This window comes from Sphingomonas sp. Leaf28 (assembly GCF_001421685.1).
GTDB classification, from domain to species: domain Bacteria; phylum Pseudomonadota; class Alphaproteobacteria; order Sphingomonadales; family Sphingomonadaceae; genus Sphingomonas; species Sphingomonas aurantiaca.
The window spans coordinates 672,411-689,262 of sequence record NZ_LMKX01000001.1; the positions used below are offsets into that span (position 1 = coordinate 672,411).

The 16,852-nt window shown below is 66.2% G+C and carries 18 protein-coding genes and 1 other RNA gene; 16 read left to right on the top strand and 3 right to left on the bottom strand.

Features of this window, described 5'->3' with window-relative positions; translation table 11 throughout:
• The first annotated feature begins 51 nt into the window (after positions 1 to 51).
• From rimP to ASE79_RS03255, 11 genes are all read left to right on the top strand, one after another.
• A complete protein-coding gene (gene rimP / locus ASE79_RS03205; protein ID WP_055881131.1) occupies positions 52 to 648 on the top strand; it encodes a ribosome maturation protein RimP in 597 nt (198 codons plus the stop codon).
• The gene (nusA, locus tag ASE79_RS03210) at positions 648 to 2,357 is read left to right on the top strand and encodes a transcription termination factor NusA (protein ID WP_056411666.1); all 1,710 of its coding nucleotides are present in this window, start codon (positions 648 to 650) and stop codon (positions 2,355 to 2,357) included. Before rimP ends, nusA begins: the two co-directional genes overlap by 1 nt.
• Complete coding sequence (locus ASE79_RS03215) at positions 2,357 to 2,596, top strand: tautomerase family protein (RefSeq protein WP_056411668.1); 240 nt, start codon at positions 2,357 to 2,359, stop codon at positions 2,594 to 2,596. Before nusA ends, ASE79_RS03215 begins: the two co-directional genes overlap by 1 nt.
• Positions 2,597 to 2,696: 100 nt before the next feature.
• The gene (locus ASE79_RS03220; RefSeq protein ID WP_056411670.1) at positions 2,697 to 3,431 is read left to right on the top strand and encodes a DUF448 domain-containing protein; all 735 of its coding nucleotides are present in this window, start codon (positions 2,697 to 2,699) and stop codon (positions 3,429 to 3,431) included.
• Positions 3,428 to 6,277, top strand: coding sequence for a translation initiation factor IF-2 (gene infB / locus ASE79_RS03225; RefSeq protein WP_056411672.1), 2,850 nt, complete (start codon positions 3,428 to 3,430; stop codon positions 6,275 to 6,277). The genes ASE79_RS03220 and infB overlap by 4 nt, the downstream gene beginning before the upstream one ends.
• 118 nt (positions 6,278 to 6,395) lie before the next feature.
• Complete coding sequence (gene rbfA / locus ASE79_RS03230) at positions 6,396 to 6,785, top strand: 30S ribosome-binding factor RbfA (RefSeq protein WP_056411674.1); 390 nt, start codon at positions 6,396 to 6,398, stop codon at positions 6,783 to 6,785.
• Between the two features lie 33 nt (positions 6,786 to 6,818).
• Positions 6,819 to 7,394: a thymidine kinase gene (locus ASE79_RS03235; RefSeq protein WP_056411676.1), complete on the top strand. Its 576-nt coding sequence runs from the start codon at positions 6,819 to 6,821 to the stop codon at positions 7,392 to 7,394.
• A 160-nt stretch (positions 7,395 to 7,554) separates the two neighbouring features.
• Complete coding sequence (gene truB / locus ASE79_RS03240) at positions 7,555 to 8,553, top strand: tRNA pseudouridine(55) synthase TruB (protein WP_056411677.1); 999 nt, start codon at positions 7,555 to 7,557, stop codon at positions 8,551 to 8,553.
• Positions 8,554 to 8,571: 18 nt separating this feature from the next.
• The gene (rpsO, locus tag ASE79_RS03245) at positions 8,572 to 8,841 is read left to right on the top strand and encodes a 30S ribosomal protein S15 (protein WP_055881152.1); all 270 of its coding nucleotides are present in this window, start codon (positions 8,572 to 8,574) and stop codon (positions 8,839 to 8,841) included.
• 192 nt (positions 8,842 to 9,033) lie between these two features.
• The gene (gene pnp, locus ASE79_RS03250; RefSeq protein WP_056411680.1) at positions 9,034 to 11,457 is read left to right on the top strand and encodes a polyribonucleotide nucleotidyltransferase; all 2,424 of its coding nucleotides are present in this window, start codon (positions 9,034 to 9,036) and stop codon (positions 11,455 to 11,457) included.
• A 141-nt stretch (positions 11,458 to 11,598) separates the two neighbouring features.
• The gene (locus tag ASE79_RS03255) at positions 11,599 to 11,955 is read left to right on the top strand and encodes a response regulator (protein ID WP_056411683.1); all 357 of its coding nucleotides are present in this window, start codon (positions 11,599 to 11,601) and stop codon (positions 11,953 to 11,955) included.
• Positions 11,956 to 12,187: 232 nt separating this feature from the next.
• Here ASE79_RS03255 and ssrA read toward each other — a convergent pair.
• Positions 12,188 to 12,543, bottom strand: a transfer-messenger RNA (tmRNA) gene (gene ssrA, locus ASE79_RS20155).
• A 100-nt stretch (positions 12,544 to 12,643) separates the two neighbouring features.
• On the opposite strand from ssrA, the gene ASE79_RS03260 reads away from it, so the two are divergent.
• On the top strand, positions 12,644 to 13,075 hold the full coding sequence (locus ASE79_RS03260) for an RrF2 family transcriptional regulator (RefSeq protein ID WP_055881164.1): 432 nt from the start codon (positions 12,644 to 12,646) through the stop codon (positions 13,073 to 13,075).
• Positions 13,076 to 13,223: 148 nt separating this feature from the next.
• Here the strand turns inward: ASE79_RS03260 and mscL are convergent, their stop codons facing one another.
• Positions 13,224 to 13,694 (bottom strand): large conductance mechanosensitive channel protein MscL, encoded by a 471-nt coding sequence (mscL, locus tag ASE79_RS03265; protein WP_056411685.1) that lies wholly within the window; start codon positions 13,692 to 13,694, stop codon positions 13,224 to 13,226.
• 105 nt (positions 13,695 to 13,799) lie between these two features.
• Here mscL and ASE79_RS03270 point away from each other — a divergent pair, with 105 nt between their 5' ends.
• From ASE79_RS03270 to ASE79_RS03285, 4 genes are read left to right on the top strand one after another with little or no spacing between them, the layout of a single operon-like run.
• Positions 13,800 to 14,396, top strand: coding sequence for a LemA family protein (locus tag ASE79_RS03270; RefSeq protein WP_056411687.1), 597 nt, complete (start codon positions 13,800 to 13,802; stop codon positions 14,394 to 14,396).
• A gap of 16 nt (positions 14,397 to 14,412) precedes the next feature.
• A complete protein-coding gene (locus tag ASE79_RS21855) occupies positions 14,413 to 15,261 on the top strand; it encodes a TPM domain-containing protein (RefSeq protein WP_056411689.1) in 849 nt (282 codons plus the stop codon).
• 1 nt (position 15,262) lies between these two features.
• Positions 15,263 to 15,934 (top strand): TPM domain-containing protein, encoded by a 672-nt coding sequence (locus ASE79_RS03280; RefSeq protein WP_056413306.1) that lies wholly within the window; start codon positions 15,263 to 15,265, stop codon positions 15,932 to 15,934.
• On the top strand, positions 15,931 to 16,434 hold the full coding sequence (locus tag ASE79_RS03285; protein WP_056411691.1) for an NUDIX hydrolase: 504 nt from the start codon (positions 15,931 to 15,933) through the stop codon (positions 16,432 to 16,434). Before ASE79_RS03280 ends, ASE79_RS03285 begins: the two co-directional genes overlap by 4 nt.
• A 130-nt stretch (positions 16,435 to 16,564) precedes the next feature.
• Here ASE79_RS03285 and ASE79_RS03290 read toward each other — a convergent pair whose 3' ends face one another.
• Positions 16,565 to 16,846 carry an ETC complex I subunit gene (locus ASE79_RS03290; protein WP_055881180.1) on the bottom strand — a complete coding sequence of 94 codons (282 nt, stop codon included), beginning with the start codon at positions 16,844 to 16,846 and terminating at the stop codon, positions 16,565 to 16,567.
• Positions 16,847 to 16,852 lie beyond the last annotated feature (6 nt).

Consider the following 16,852-nt stretch of genomic DNA (forward strand, 5'->3'; position numbering starts at 1 on the left):
GCTTGCTCCGCGGCGGAAACCCCCTGTGCTTTGGCCCTGTTTGGAATTTCGATGGCGAATATCGCCCTGCTGACCGACCTGATCGAACCCGAAGCCAAGGCGCTCGGCCTTAGCCTCGTGCGCGTGCGCATGCAGGGCGGCAAGTCCGACCCGACGCTGCAGGTGATGGCCGAGCGCCCCGACACCCGCCAGCTGGTGATCGAGGATTGCGCCGAGCTGTCGCGCCGCATCTCGGACAAGTTCGATGCGCTCGAGGCCGAGGGCAAAGACCCGGTCGGCGAGGACGCGTATCGTCTCGAGGTATCGAGCCCCGGTATCGACCGCCCGCTGACCCGGCTCCAGGACTTTGCCGATTGGGAAGGCCAGGAGGCGCGTATCCGTCTCGTTGAGCCGTTCGAGGATCGCAAGCAGATCTCGGGCAATCTGATGGGCGTCGAGGGCACCAAGATCACCGTCGACGTGAACAAGCACAAGATCATGACGATCGACTTCAGCCAAGTCGCCGACGCCAAGCTCGTCATGACCGACCGACTCATCGCCGCGACCGCGCCGCTTTCGATCGAAGGCGCGGACGAAGTTTTCTATCAAGACACGCCCACCGATGAGCCTGACGCTCACGAGGCCGACACCGAAGAAGGACAGCATTGATGGCCACGGCAGTCACCGCAAACCGCGCGGAACTGATCGCGATCGCGAATTCGGTCGCGTCGGAGAAGATGATCGACAAGGCGATCGTGATCGAGGCGATGGAGGACGCGATCCAGCGCGCCGCCCGCTCGCGCTACGGTGCCGAGAACGACATCCGCGCCAAGCTCGATCCGAACACCGGCGATCTGCGCTTGTGGCGCGTCGTCGAAGTGGTCGAGGCGGTCGATGACTATTTCAAGCAGGTCGACGTCAAGGGCGCGCAGAAGCTCCAGAAGGACGTAGCGCTCGGTGACTTCATCGTCGATCCGCTGCCCCCGATCGAATTCGGCCGCATCGCCGCACAGGCCGCCAAGCAGGTCATCTTCCAGAAGGTCCGCGACGCCGAGCGCGAGCGCCAGTTCGAAGAGTATAAGGACCGTGCAGGCGAGATCATCACCGGCGTCGTCAAGCGCGTCGAGTTCGGCCATGTCGTCGTCGACCTGGGCCGCGCCGAGGGCGTCATCCGCCGCGACGCGCAGATCCCGCGCGAAGTGGTACGCGTCAACGACCGCATCCGCTCGCTGATCCTCAACGTCCGCCGCGAAAACCGCGGGCCGCAGATCTTCCTCAGCCGCGCGCACCCCGACTTCATGAAGAAGCTGTTCGCGCAGGAAGTACCCGAAATCTACGACGGCATCATCGAGATCAAGGCGGCCGCGCGCGATCCCGGTTCGCGCGCGAAGATCGGCGTCATCAGCCATGATTCGTCGATCGATCCGGTCGGCGCGTGCGTCGGCATGAAGGGCAGCCGCGTTCAGGCCGTCGTGCAGGAGATGCAGGGCGAGAAGATCGACATCATCCCCTGGTCGCCCGATATCGCGACCTTCGTCGTCAACGCGTTGCAGCCGGCTTCGGTCAGCCGCGTCGTGATCGACGAGGAAGAAGAGCGCATCGAGGTGGTCGTTCCCGATGACCAGCTGTCGCTGGCGATCGGCCGTCGCGGCCAGAATGTGCGGCTTGCATCGCAGCTGACCGGCAAGGCGATCGACATCCTCACCGAGGCCGATGCCTCCGAGAAGCGCCAGAAGGACTTCGTCGAGCGTTCGGCGATGTTCGAGAAGGAGCTCGACGTCGACGAGACGCTCGCGCAGCTGCTGGTCGCCGAAGGGTTCACGAACCTCGAAGAGGTCGCCTATGTCGAGGTCGAGGAGATCGCCGGCATCGAGGGCTTCGACGAGGATCTGGCGGGCGAGCTGCAGAACCGTGCGACCGAGGCGCTTGAGCGTCGCGACGCGGCCAGCCGCGAAGAGCGCACCGCGCTCGGCGTGGAGGACGCGCTGATCGACATGCCGTATCTGAACGAGGCGATGCTCGTCACGCTCGGCAAGGCGGGCATCAAGACGCTCGACGATCTCGCCGATCTGGCGACCGACGAGCTGGTCGAGAAGAAGCGCGTCGAGCCCCGTCGTCGCAACGACGATGCGCCCAAGCGTCCCGAGCCCAAGGGCGGCATTCTCGCCGAATACGGGCTGAGCGACGAGCAGGGTAACGAGATCATCATGGCCGCGCGCGCGCACTGGTTCGAGGACGAGGCCCCCGAGGCTGATGCTGACGCGGCGGACGAGGCTCCGGTGGAAGCGGCTCCGGCTGAGGACACTGCGGTTGAGGAGACTGCGGCGGATGACGCTGCGGAGTCGACCGACGCGAAGAGCGAGGACGACAAGGCCTGATGCCGTTTGTCAGCATCCGCATTTCGGGGTCCGCCACCAGGGACCAGAAGGCCGGCATCGTCGCCGACGTCACCCAGTCGCTCGTCGAGCGGCTGGGGAAGAACCCGGCTGCGGTGCAGATCGTGATCGACGAAGTCTCGACCGAGAATTACGGCGCGGGCGGCCAATTGCTGGTCGACCGCGACGCGCCCAAGACCACTCCGGTGCAGGAGGACGCACATGCGGAACCCTCCCGATGAGACCAAGCCGCTAAACTCCCCTCCCGCTCGCGGGAGGGGTCGGGGGAGGGCAGCCACGGCTGCCGCCCCTGCGGATAGCCCCTCCCCTGACCCCTCCCGCATGCGGGAGGGGAATGAGCCCGTGCGCAAGTGTATCCTGTCAGGCGAACGCGACGTTCGCCCGCATCTGGTGCGACTCGCGCTGGCCCCCGACGGCCAGATCCATCCCGACGTGCGCGCCAAGGCCCCGGGCCGCGGCGCGTGGATCGGGGTGACGCGACTCGAACTCGAAGCGGCGATCAAGAAGGGCAAGCTGAAAGGCGCGCTCGCTCGAGCGTTCAAGACCGGCGAGTTCACCATCGCACCCGAACTCCCGGCGATGATCGAATCCGCGCTGGAGCGTAACGCGCTCGACCGGCTCGGGCTCGAATCGCGCTCGGGCACCGTGCTGATCGGATCCGACCGGATCGAACAGAACGCCCGCTCGGGCAAGCTGAAGGCGCTGTATCACGCGTCCGACGCGGCCGAGGATGGCAACCGCAAGCTCGATCAGGCGTGGCGCATCGGCAACGATGTCGAGGGCTCGGGTTTGCGGGGGTTGGCACTGCCTGCGTCGCGCACCATATTGGCGTTGGCGCTGGGACGGGAAAATGTGGTACACATTGGCCTGACAGACCGCGCTGCAGCAAAGCGGGTGAGCGAAGCGCTCGACCGTTGGCTGCATTTTATCGGCTCCGAACCTTCTTCCGTGTCTTGCGAAACGGCCTCGCAGGGCGCATCGGCGTCACAAAATATAGGGGCGTCCGGATCGACCGGACAACGCCCGGCCGTGGACATGACTGAGGAATTTGAGTGAGCGACACGGACAACGAGAAGCCGAAACTTGGCATGCGCGCACCTTTGGGTGTGAAGCGCACGGTCGAGACCGGCCAGGTGAAGCAGAGCTTCAGCCACGGCCGATCGAATACGGTGATCGTGGAAACCAAGCGCGCGCGCGTACTGCGCCGTCCGGGCGAGCCCGACGGCCCGGTCGCGGATGCCGCGCCGGTTGCCGCGCCCACCCCGGTTGCGGCGCCCGCACCGGCCCCGCAGCCGCGCGCGCCGCAGCCTGCACCTGCCCCCGTGCGCCAGCAGGCGCCGAGCAACCTGTCGCCGCAGGAGCGTCAGGCCAAGCTGCTCCGCGAGGCTGAAGAGCAGCGCATGAACACGCTCGAAGAAGGGCGTCGTCGCCAGGAGGCCGAGCGCCTCAAGGCGGCAGAGGACGAGCGCAATCGCATCGCCGAGCGCGCGCGTGCCGAGGCGGAAGCCAAGGCAGCCCCCGCGCCGAAGCCGGTCGAGGCTCCGAAGCCCGCACCCGCGCCCGTCGTCGACGCTGCTCCGGCACCTGTCGCGGCACCGACGCCTGCGCCCGCACCGGTCGAGGCGCCCGTTGCGGCAGCCCCTGCCCCGGCGCCGGTCGCTGCACCCAAGCCTGCACCGGCCCCCGCGCCGGTCGCGGCTGCGGCGCCCAAGCCAGCGCCGGCCCCGGTCGCACCGCCGGCACCGCCACCCATCCTCGAACTGACTCGCGATCCGGCATTCCCGGCGCCGCGCCGGTTCTCGCCGGTGGCACGTCCAGAGCGTCCTCCGCCGCCGCCAAAGCCTGTTGCAGCACCCGCTGCCGCCGCAGCGCCGACCACGGCTGCAAACGCCGGCACGACCGCAGCGCGCCCCGGCGCGGGCGGTGTGAACGCACCCGCCGGCGGTATCCGTCGCGATGCACCACCGGCGCGTCCGCAGCAGCGTGACCGCAAGGGCGACGATCGTCGCACTTCGGGCAAGCTCACCGTCAACCGCGCACTCGGCGACGGTGATGGCGCCCGCGCCCGCAGCCTCGCCGCGCTGAAGCGTGCGCGCGAGAAGGAGCGTCGCGGCACCGGTGGTCCGCGCGAGGCGCAGGCCAAGCAGATCCGCGACGTGGTCGTCCCAGAGGCGATCACCGTCCAGGAACTCGCCATCCGTATGGCCGAGAAGGGTGCAGACCTCGTCAAGGCGCTGTTCAAGATGGGCATGCCCGTCACGATGACGCAGACGATCGACCAGGATACGGCCGAGCTGCTCGTCACCGAATTCGGTCACAACCTGACTCGCGTCAGCGACGTCGACCAGGATCTGGCCAACGACACGATCGACGATGCCGAGGAGACGCTCAAGCCGCGTGCCCCCGTCGTCACGATCATGGGTCACGTCGATCACGGCAAGACGTCGCTGCTCGATGCCCTGCGCGGCACCGACGTGGTGCGCGGCGAAGCGGGTGGCATCACCCAGCATATCGGCGCGTATCAGGTCACGCTGAAGGACAAGTCGAAGATCACCTTCCTCGACACGCCGGGCCATGAGGCGTTCACGCAGATGCGTGCGCGCGGTGCGGACGTCACCGACATCGTCATCCTGGTGGTGGCGGCGGACGACGGCCTGATGCCGCAGACGGTGGAGGCGATCGCCCACACCAAGGCGGCAGGCGTCCCGATGATCGTCGCGATCAACAAGATCGACAAGGAAGGCGCTAATGCCCAGAAGGTGCGCGAGCGTCTGCTGAGCGAGGAGATCGTGGTCGAGGACATGGGCGGCGACGTCCAGGACGTCGAAGTCTCCGCGACCAAGAAGATCGGTCTCGATGCGCTGATCGAGAAGATCCAGCTCCAGGCCGAACTGCTCGAACTGCGCGCCAATCCGGATCGCGCGGCCGAGGGTACGGTGATCGAGGCCAAGCTCGACAAGGGTCGTGGCCCGGTCGCGACGATCCTCGTCAACCGCGGCACGCTCAAGGTCGGCGACATCTTCGTCGTCGGCGGCGAGAGCGGCAAGGTCCGCGCGCTGGTCGACGACAAGGGCAAGCAGATCAAGGAAGCGGGTCCGGCGATGCCGGTCGAGGTCCTGGGGCTCTCGGGTGTCCCGTCGGCGGGCGATCCGTTCCAGGTCGTCGAGAACGAGGCACGCGCCCGCGAAGTCGCGGAATATCGTCGCAGCGTGAAGACCGACAAGCGGACCGCATCGGTTCCTGCCAGCCTCGAGAGCATGTTCTCGGCGCTGAAGGAAAAGCAGGCGATCGAATATCCGCTGGTCGTGAAGGCCGATACGCAGGGTACCGTCGAGGCGATTGTCGGGGCGATCAACAAGATCTCCACCGACCTGATCAAGGCACGCGTGCTCAACTCGGGCGTCGGTGGCATCACCGAGTCGGACGTCACGTTGGCAGCGGCATCGGGTGCACCGATCATCGGCTTCAACGTTCGCCCGAACGCCAAGGCGCGCGAGATCGCTGAGCGCCAGAAGGTCGCGTTCAAATATTATGACGTGATCTACGACCTGATCGACGAGATCCGGGCGGGAATGGCAGGTGAGCTTGGGCCGGAAGCGTTCGAGACGGTCGTCGGTCGTGCCGATATCCGCGAGGTCTTCTCGGCGGGCAAGCATGGCAAGGCGGCGGGTCTGCTCGTCACCGAAGGCAATATCCGCAAGGCGCTCAAGGCGCGCATCACGCGCAACGACGTCATCATCTACCAGGGCGAAATCGCATCGCTGCGTCGCTTCAAGGATGATGTCGCCGAAGTCCGCGCCGGGCTGGAATGTGGTGTGACGTTCACGTCGAACTTCGTCGACATCAAGGCCGGCGACGTCCTCGAGACGTTCGAAGTCGAGATGCGCGAACGCACGCTTTGAGGCCGAGAGCCCTCTCCCCATCGGGGAGAGGGTTGGGTGAGGGGCAGTTCCAGGCGCAAGCGCGCGTGGCCTCCCCTCACCCCCACCCTCTCCCCGGAGGGGCGAGGGAGTTAGAAGAATGAAGACCGATACCCCCGAAATCAAAACCGTCCGCGCACTCCGCGTGGGCGAGCAAGCGCGTCATGCGCTCAGCGACATTCTCGCGCGCGGCGACGTCCACGATCCGGTGCTCGAAAAGCATCTCGTGACGATCACCGAGGTGCGCATGTCCCCCGACCTGCGCCACGCCACCGTCTTCGTGAAGCCGCTGCTCGGCAAGGACGAGGAGAAGGTGCTGAAGGCGCTGCGGACCAACACCGCCTATCTTCAGCGCGAAGTCGCGACTCGCGTGCAGACGCGCTACGCCGCCAAGCTGAAGTTCCTCGCCGACGAGAGCTTCGACGAGGGCACGCATATCGACACGCTGCTGCGCGATCCGCATATCGCGCGCGATCTGGCCGAGGATTGACGCCGCCGCGCGACGCGTCTTTGGGTTGAGCCGATGGCCAAGCTGTATTTCTATTATGCGTCGATGAACGCAGGCAAGTCGACGAACCTGCTCCAGGCGGACTTCAACTATCGCGAGCGGGGGATGCGGACGATGCTGTTCACCGCCGCGATCGACGACCGGTTCGCCGCCGGCACGATCACCTCGCGGATCGGGCTGGAGGCGCCGGCGATCGCGTTCGACGCGACGACGGATATCGGCGCGTGCGTCGCGCGGCAGCACGGCAAGGACGCGATCTCGTGCGTGCTGGTCGACGAGGCGCAGTTCCTGACGCCCGCCCAGGTCGACCAGCTTGCGCGTGTCTGCGACGTGGTCGGGATCCCTGTGCTGGCTTACGGATTACGGACCGATTTCCAGGGCGCGCTTTTCCCCGGGTCGGCGCGATTGCTGGCGCTGGCGGACTCGCTGGTCGAGATCAAGTCGGTGTGCATGTGCGGGCGCAAGGCGACGATGAACCTGCGGGTCGATGCGGCCGGGCGGGCGATCGCCGAGGGGCAGCAGACCGAGATCGGCGGTAACGACCGCTATGTCGCTTTGTGTCGACGGCATTTTACCGAGGCTCTGGGCTAGCTCCCTGCCCTTCGGCTTGCCATGTCCCCGTCATCCTGACGAACGTCGGGCCCCGGGGGCAACGAACACCGGCATACGTGGATCTGGGTCCTGATTTTTGTCAGGATGACCGGATGGATGGACTCGCTCGTGTCTCACGTGGAAATTTAGGACCTCGAACATGCATGGCTGGATCATTCTCGACAAGCCACTGGGGCTGGGCTCGACGCAGGGCGTGTCCGCGGTAAAGCGCGTGCTGCGTCAGGGCGGCTATGGCAAGTTCAAGGTCGGCCATGGCGGTACGCTCGATCCGCTGGCGACGGGCGTGTTGCCGATTGCGGTCGGCGAGGCGACCAAGCTCGCCGGGCGGATGCTCGACAGCGACAAGATCTATGACTTCACGATCCTGTTCGGGGTCGAGACCGACACGCTCGACGCCGAGGGGGTGAGCATCGCCACCTCCGACGTGCGACCGACGATGGCCGCGGTCGAGGCCGTCCTCGCGCAGTTCACCGGTCCGATCGCGCAGGTGCCGCCGTCCTATTCCGCGCTCAAGGTCGACGGCGAGCGCGCCTACGACCTCGCGCGCGCCGGGCATGAGGTGCTGTTGGCCAGCCGGAACGTGACAATTTATTCGCTCGCCGCCCACCCGACCCGTCATTCCAGCGGAAGCTGGAATCTCACCGCGGAACAGCAGCCCGCGCCCCATGGAGATCCCAGCGTTCGCTGGGATGACGAGGGTGGGGAGGAGTCGACGACGTCGTCGGAGGCGCCGTTAGAGGAGGTCACGCTCACCGCGCACGTCTCGAAGGGCACCTATATCCGCAGCCTCGCGCGCGACATCGCGCTGGCGCTCGGGACGGTCGGCCACGTCACCATGCTACGCCGTACCAAGGCGGGTCCGTTCGGGCTGCAAAGCGCGATATCGCTGGACAAACTCGACGAACTCGGGCAGGCGCGCGCCCTTGAAGATGTACTTCTGCCCTTGAGGGTGGCGCTGGACGACATCCCGGCTCTCTCCCTCACCCCCGACCAGGCAGGGGCGCTCCGACAGGGGCGTATCTTGGCCGGGATTGCCGCAGACGATGGCCAATACTTTGCCGAGCTGGACGCCGTCCCGGTCGCGCTGGTCGAGGTCGAGGACGGAGACGTCCGGGTCGTTCGCGGTTTCAATATGTGATGTCGTAGGACGAAATTCATGACGATTACCGCTGAACGCAAGACCGAGCTCGTCAAGGAGCATTCGCGCGCCGAGGGCGATACCGGTTCGCCGGAAGTCCAGGTCGCGATCCTGACCGAGCGCATCAAGAACCTGACCGAGCACTTCAAGGGCCACAAGAAGGACAACCACTCGCGTCGTGGTCTTCTCATGATGGTCAACAAGCGCCGGACGCTGCTGGATTATCTCCGTCACAAGGACGGCCAGCGCTACCTGGATCTGATCGCGAAGCTCGGCCTTCGCAAGTAACACGAACGGCTCCCTTCGGGGGGCCGTTTTCGTATATAGGGTTTTGATTCCGCGCATTTCGCGCGGAGGCAAACGCCAGGGCACAATTCGGTGCACTGGCAAGGAGCGACAACTCGCTCCACACCGCCGCGGGCCGGCTAAGCCCGCACATAGGCCCCAAACGCATCTGGCGTTTGGAGTGAAGGAAACGAAATGTTCGATACCAAGACCGTAAGCGCCCAGTGGGGCGGCAAGACGCTGACGCTCGAGACCGGCCGCGTGGCCCGTCAGGCAAACGGCGCCGTGCTCGCCACGCTCGGCGAGACCGTCGTTCTGTGCGCCGTGACGGCTGCACGGACCGTCAAGGAAGGGCAGGATTTCTTCCCGCTCACCGTCCATTACCAGGAGAAGTTCTCCGCGAGCGGCCGCATCCCCGGCGGCTTCTTCAAGCGTGAGCGCGGCGCGACCGAAAAGGAGACGCTGACCAGCCGTCTCATCGATCGCCCGATCCGCCCCCTCTTCCCAGAGGGTTTCTACAACGAGATCAACGTGATCTGCCAGGTTCTGTCGTATGACGGCGAGAACGAGCCGGACATCCTCGCGATGGTCGCGGCGTCGGCAGCGCTGACGATCTCGGGCGTGCCGTTCATGGGCCCGATCGGCGCAGCACGCGTCGGCTATGTCGATGGCGCCTACATCCTCAACCCGACGCTCGACGAAGCCAAGGCTGGCGATCTCGACCTCGTCGTCGCCGCCACCGGCCAGGCCGTGATGATGGTCGAATCGGAAGCCAAGGAGCTTTCGGAAGAGATCATGCTCGGTGCCGTCCAGTTCGCGCACAAGGCCTGCCGCGAAGCCGCCAACCTGATCATCGATCTGGCCGAGCAGGCTGCCAAGGATCCGTGGGAAATGGCCGAGCAGGCCGACCTGTCGACCGCCAAGGACAAGCTGAAGAAGCTGATCGGCAAGGACATTGCGGCTGCCTACAAGGTGACCGACAAGTCCAAGCGTTCGGACCTGCTGAACGCCGCACGCGCCAAGGGCAAGACCGCCTTTGCCGATGCGACCCCGCAGGACCAGATGGCCGCCGGCAAGCTGATGAAGAAGCTGGAGGCGGAGATCGTCCGCGGCGCCATCCTCAAGGACGGCACCCGCATCGACGGCCGCACCACCACGCAGATCCGTCCGATCGAGGCTATGGTGCACTTCCTCCCGCGCACGCACGGCTCGGCCCTGTTCACGCGCGGCGAGACGCAGTCGATCTGCACCACCACGCTCGGCACGCGCGACGCAGAGCAGATGATCGACGGGCTGAACGGTCTGTCGTACGAAAACTTCATGCTGCACTACAACTTCCCGCCCTACTCGGTCGGTGAAGTCGGTCGCTTCGGTGCGCCGGGTCGTCGCGAAGTCGGCCACGGCAAGCTCGCCTGGCGCGCGCTGCACCCGGTGCTGCCGTCGAAGGAAGAGTTCCCGTACACGATCCGCGTTCTGTCGGACATCACCGAGTCGAACGGCTCGTCGTCGATGGCAACGGTCTGCGGCGGGTCGCTGTCGATGATGGATGCGGGCGTTCCGCTGAAGCGTCCGGTGTCGGGCATCGCGATGGGCCTGATCCTCGAGGGCAAGAACTTCGCGGTTCTGTCGGACATCCTCGGCGACGAGGATCACCTCGGCGACATGGACTTCAAGGTGGCTGGCACGTCCGAGGGCATCACCACGATGCAGATGGACATCAAGATCGCCGGCATCACCGAAGAGATCATGGGCAAGGCGCTGGCACAGGCCAAGGAAGGCCGCGCGCACATCCTGGGCGAGATGGCCAAGGCGCTCGACCACACGCGTGAGGAACTGTCGGCGCACGCACCGCGTATCGAGACCTTCACGATCGAGAAGTCCAAGATCCGTGAAGTCATCGGCACCGGCGGCAAGGTGATCCGCGAGATCGTCGCGCAGACCGGCGCCAAGGTCGACATCGACGACGAGGGCGTGATCAAGGTGTCGTCGTCCGATCCCGCGCAGATCGACGCTGCAATCAAGTGGATCAAGGGCCTCGTCGAGGAAGCCGAAGTCGGCAAGGTCTATGACGGCAAGGTCGTCAACCTGGTGGACTTCGGTGCGTTCGTGAACTTCATGGGTGGCAAGGACGGTCTCGTCCACGTGTCCGAAATCAAGAACGAGCGCGTCGAGAAGGTTTCGGATGCCCTGAGCGAAGGCCAGGAAGTCAAGGTCAAGGTCCTCGAGATCGATCCGCGCGGCAAGGTTCGCCTGTCGATGCGCGTCGTCGACCAGACGACCGGCGAAGAGCTGGAAGATACCCGCCCGGCGCGTGAGCCCCGTGAGGGTGGCGATCGTGGTTCGCGCGGTCCGCGTCGTGATGGCGATGGTGGCCGTGATGCCGGTAACGGCGGCGGCGGTCGTGGTCCGCGCGGCGAAGGCGGCGGCGGTGATCGTGGCTCGCGCGGCCCGCGTCGTGATGGCGATGGCGGTCGCGATGCAGGCGGCAACGGCGGTGGCCGTGGCCCGCGTCGTGACGGCGGTGGCCAGGGTGGGGAGCGCGCTCCCCGCGCCGAGCGTTCGGACGGCGACAAGGCCCCCGAATTCGCACCGGCGTTCCTGACGGGCGATCGCGACTAAGCCCTTACGGCCTAACGCGAATTGATGGAGGGGCTCGGGAAACCGGGCCCCTTTCTCATGGGTGACTCGCTTTGCCGGATTTTAGGTCACGGGGATGATTAATAGCGGAACGCGAGCGCCATGCCGGATGTTCGAACCGATATGAACGTTATCTCGAAGTCCGTTATTCTCGTCGTCGATGACGACGCCCTTGTCCGGGTCCATTCCAACCTCGCACTCGAAGATGCGGGGTATGAAGTCGTCGAAGCCAGCAACGCCGCCGACGCACTGGCAAAGCTCGAGGAGCGGCCCGATATCGGCGCGCTGTTCACCGACGTTCGCATGCCGGGTGACCTCAACGGCATCGATCTCGCCAACGCGGTCCATGCGCAGCGTCCCGACATCGCGATCCTGGTCACGTCGGGGACCGACAACGGCAAGATGGCCCTCCCTGCGGCTGCGCGGTTCATCCGGAAGCCCTATACCGGCGCGCAACTCAGCAAGCTGCTACAGCGCTGATCCGGTCGACCATCGGCACCGTCATCGTTCGCAATGACGGATGTTGGTCGACACGAAGTGCAACGATTATGGCTGCTGCGATACGAGATGCCCGTCACTGCTCCCAGCGCCGACGTTACAAGTAACCCGTTCGGAGCGCAGCCAGCCGGACCGTGCGACGAAAAGTCAATCGTGTAGCGATATGATGGAGAAGAGTGGGGAGCTTCTGTTGCTCGGTGCCCCCCGTACCGCCGGTTTCCACTTCTGTTGCCCGGTGTGGCCCGAACCGCGCTTTCGTCCGTATAACTTAGGTCGTTAGACCGTCAGTTATGCGGCAATTGCGAGTGCTTCGTTATCGTTGGCACTTGTGTATGGGCCGTTGCGGTGGTCCCATTCCGAGCGAAACATAGCGTCGTTGAACACACGTCGATCCTAGTTCGACCCCGTCATCGTCCCCCTCTTGCGAAGAGGGCGGTGGTGGAGTCGCCGGGTACTGCCCCCGGGTCCGCTGTGTCTATGACACGCCACGGTTTATCGCCATAGCCGCCAAGAGAGAATTCCCCCGACGGCAAGCCCGATATAGGGAAGCCGCAGCGCGTTGAAAAGCCCGGCCGGCGCTGCTTTTTTGTCGCGATCCGCGATGTCGTAGCACGCAACGTGCCAAACCGCCTTCCGCTCGCCACAAACCGCGTGCATAGCAATTTGCATTATGTTGACGCAGCGCTCCCGCTACGCGCTTCGCGCGATGATCTTTCTTGGCGGGGCCCCCGTCGGCGGCCCTCCGATCCCGATGACGCGGATCGCCGCCGAGGCGAACGTCCCGCGCAAGTTCCTCGAGCTGATCCTCGCCGATCTGCGCGAGTCCGGCCTGCTCCACAGCCATCGCGGCAAGATGGGCGGGTATCGCCTGTCGCGCCCCAGCCACCTGATCTCGCTCGGCGAAATCATCCGGATCATCGAGGGGCCGCTCGCGCTGGTGCCGTGCGTTAGCCGGACGGCCTACCGGCCCTGCCTCGACTGCAAGAGCGAGGCGGACTGCGCGATCCGCTATGCGATGATGCGAGTCCGCGACGAAACCGCGCGGATCCTCGACGGCACGAGCCTGGCGGACGCAAACGCCGAGGATCTCGCCGCAGCGTGAAGTTTTCCTTCTCCCCATCGGGGAGAAGGTGGCGCGGTAGCGTCGGATGAGGGGGCGTTGGGATCCCGCCCGGAAGCCTCAGGCCCCTCACCCTGCCGTCGCCTCACGGCTCCTCCCTCCCTCCCCGCAGGGGAGAGGGAAAAGGCGGTCACCCCCTGGCTTTCAACTCGTCGCGGATCTCGCGCAGCAACGCGATCTCGACCGGCTCGGGTGCGGGCGCGACCGGAGTCGCCTCCTCCTCGCGCTTCAGCCGCGCGGTCTCGCGCTCGATCAGCGCTGCGGTGCGGTTCACCACGCGCAGGATCATGAAGATGATGCCGGCGACGATCACGAAATTGACGAGCTGCGTCGCAAACGCGCCATAGCCGAGCAGCGGCACGCCCGCCTTCTTCAGCGCCGCATAGTCGCTGAGCGAGCCCGCGTAATTCGCCGGCACCGGCCCCATCCGCCAGAAATAGCTCGAGAAATCGAGCCCGCCGAAGATCTTGCCGATCACCGGCATCAGCACGTCGTCGGTCAGCGACGTGACGATCTTGCCGAACGCGGCGCCGATAATCACCGCGATGGCGAGATCGAGCACGTTGCCGCGCATGATGAACGCCTTGAATTCCTTGAGCATCCCCGCCCCCTTCTTAAGTCTCGCATAAAGTTAACCGCCGATTTCGGTTTCGCCAACCCTGCGGACTGTCCTATGAGGGCGACACAGCTATTCTGGAGACCCCCGATGTCACGTGCCCCAATCGCCCGCGGCGCCGCCGCGATCCTCCTCGCATCCGCGCTCGCAGGCTGCGGGATCAACAGCATCCCGACCGCCGAGGAAAATGTGAAGGCGCGCTGGGCCGACGTTCAGAACGACTATCAGCGCCGCGCCGACCTGATCCCCAACCTCGTCGCCACGGTGAAGGCGGCGGGCGCGCAGGAGAAGGATATCCTCGTCCAGGTGACGCAGGCGCGTGCCGCGGCGAACTCGGTCCAGGTGTCGGCGGACGATCTCTCCGATCCGGCCAAGATGGCGCAGTATCAGCGCGTCCAGGGCGCGGTCGGCGTCTCGTTGCAGCGCCTGCAGGAGGCGTATCCCGAGCTGAAGAGCCAGGGCAACTACACCACGCTGATGAGCCAGCTCGAGGGTACCGAGAACCGCATCACGATCGCGCGCCGCGACTATAATGGCGCGGTGCAGGCGTATAACACCAAGATCCGCACCTTCCCCGACGCGGTCGGCGCGAAGATCTTCTACGGCGCCAAGCCGATGGTGCCGTTCGCGGCGACCACGCCCGGCGCGGAGACCGCGCCGACGGTGAACTTCGGCAACGCGAGCTGATGACGGGGTCTGCGCGATGATCCGCTACCTTGCCACGCTGGCCTGCGCGCTGCTGCTGGGAAGCGGCACCGTCACCGGGGCCGCCACCGCGCAGACCTTGCCCAAGTTCACCGGCTTCGTCGTCGATGCGGCCAATGTCATCCCTCCCGACCAGGAAGCGGCGCTGACCAAGCGGCTCGACGACCTGCAGAAATCGTCAGGCAACCAGCTCGTCGTCGCGACCGTGCCGAGCCTCGACGGCTATCCGATCGAGGATTACGGCAATCGCCTGATCCGAAGCTGGGGCGTCGGGTTGAAGGATGCGAACAACGGCGCGATCCTGTTGGTGGCGCCGAACGACCGCAAGGTGCGGATCGAGGTCGGCTACGGGCTCGAACCCGTACTGACCGACGCGTTCTCGAGCGTCGTCATCAACCAGCAGATCCTGCCGCGCTTCAAGGCAGGCGATATTCCCGGCGGCATCGTCGCGGGGGCCAATGCGGTCGCGGACCAGCTCGCGCTCCCCGATGCCGAGGCGCGCGCGAAGGTGACGGCGGCGGCGGCCGAATATGACAAGACGCATCGCCGGTCGGGTTCGGGCGGCGGCGGCGTGCCGATCGGGCTGATCTTCTTCGGGATCGTGCTCGCTGCGATCGTCATCCCGATGCTGTCGCGGCGTGCCGGCGGCAGGCGCTATACCGATGGCGGTAGCGGCGGTGGCAGCGGCGCCCTGCCGATTGTGCTGTGGAGCATCGCCGACGCGATGACGCGCGGCGGCGGTGGCGGCGGCGGCGGCGGCGATAGTGGGGGCGGCTGGGGCGGCGGCGGTTTCGGCGGTGGCGGCGGTGGATCCGGCGGCGGCGGCGGCGCATCGGGGAGTTGGTGACATGCGGTTGAGCGAAACCGATCACGACCGCGTAACCGCGGCGGTGACGCAGGCGGAGACCGCGACGACCGGCGAGATCGTCACGATCGTCGCGCGGCAGTCCGACTCCTACCATGACGTATCGATGCACTGGGCCGTGCTCGGCATGCTGCTGACGCTGGCGCTGCTCGCGTTCCGGCCGGTTGCGGCGGACCATATCTATGCGCGTCTCGTCGATCCCTGGGCGCAATCCGCCCCGCAGGGCGCGCTCTATGCGATCGCGCTCGTGCTGGTGACGCTGGTGTTCCTCGGCGTGCGGCTCGTTCTGGCAGCGACCGCGGTGCGCGTCGCACTGACCCCCGGTGCGACCAAGGCGCGTCGCGTGCGGCGGCGCGCGCTGCTGCTGTTCCGCGCGGGCGCCGAGAAGCGCACCAAGGGCGCCACCGGCGTGCTGCTGTATCTGTCGCTTGCCGAGCACCGTGCCGAGATCATCGCCGACGATGCGATCCACTCGCGCGTGCAGAACGAGACCTGGGGCGCGGCGATGGCGGCGGTGCTGGCCGGCGTCCGCGACGATCGCCCCGCCGACGGCATGGCCGATGCGGTCGCGCAGATCGGCCGCGTGCTCGCCGAGCATTTCCCGCGTACCGGTGCGCCGGTCAACGAACTTCCCGACAGGCTGATCGAACTATGAGCAAGACCGTATGGGCGGGCAAATTCCTGACCGTCCAGACCGAGGGCACGTGGGAATTCGCCGCGCGTCAGGGCCAGATCGCCGCCGCGGTGATCGTCGCGATCGACGATGGCGACGTGATCCTGGTCGAACAGTTCCGCGTGCCGCTGGGCCGTGCCTGCCTCGAACTGCCCGCGGGGCTGGTCGGCGACGAGACCGCGGGCGAGAGCGTCGCGGTGGCGGCGGGGCGCGAGCTTGAGGAAGAGACGGGGTATCGCGCCGACTCGATCGAGGATCTGGGCGTGTTCTACTCGTCGCCCGGGATGACGTCGGAATGCTTCACGCTGGTGCGTGCGACCGGGCTGAACAAGGTGGGCGACGGCGGCGGCGACAGCGACGAGAACATCACCGTGCACCGGGTTCCGCTGGCCGAGGTGCCCGCATTCGTCGCGGCGAAGCGCAAGGCCGGCGTCGCGATCGACACCAAGATGCTGCTCATCCTGGCGGGGTCCATACTCTAGCCCGATGAACTTTCGTCATCCTGGGCTCGACCCAGGATCCAGAGCCACGAGCACGGACGCTCGCGGCTCTGGATCCCAGCCTCCGCTGGGATGACGGTAAGAAAGCCGCCGCGCAGCGAGCGCGCCTCGCTTACTTGAAGTTGTCGGCGTAGCTCTGGAGCTTCAGCGTCTTCTGCGGCGCGGGCACGACGGTGTACCCGAAGCCCTCGCGCTCGCAGTGCGCGATCGCCGCCTCCGCAGTGGGAAACAGCAGCCGCAGCTGATCGCGCGTGTCGCCGCTGCCGGCCCAGCCGGTCAGCGGGTCGGGGCGCTTGGCCTCCGAGGGTTCGAATTCGAGCTGCCAGGCGTCGGTCCGGTGCTTGCCGGACTGCATGGCGTTCTTGGGGCGCTGGAAGATACGGGCGGTAGGCATGGATGC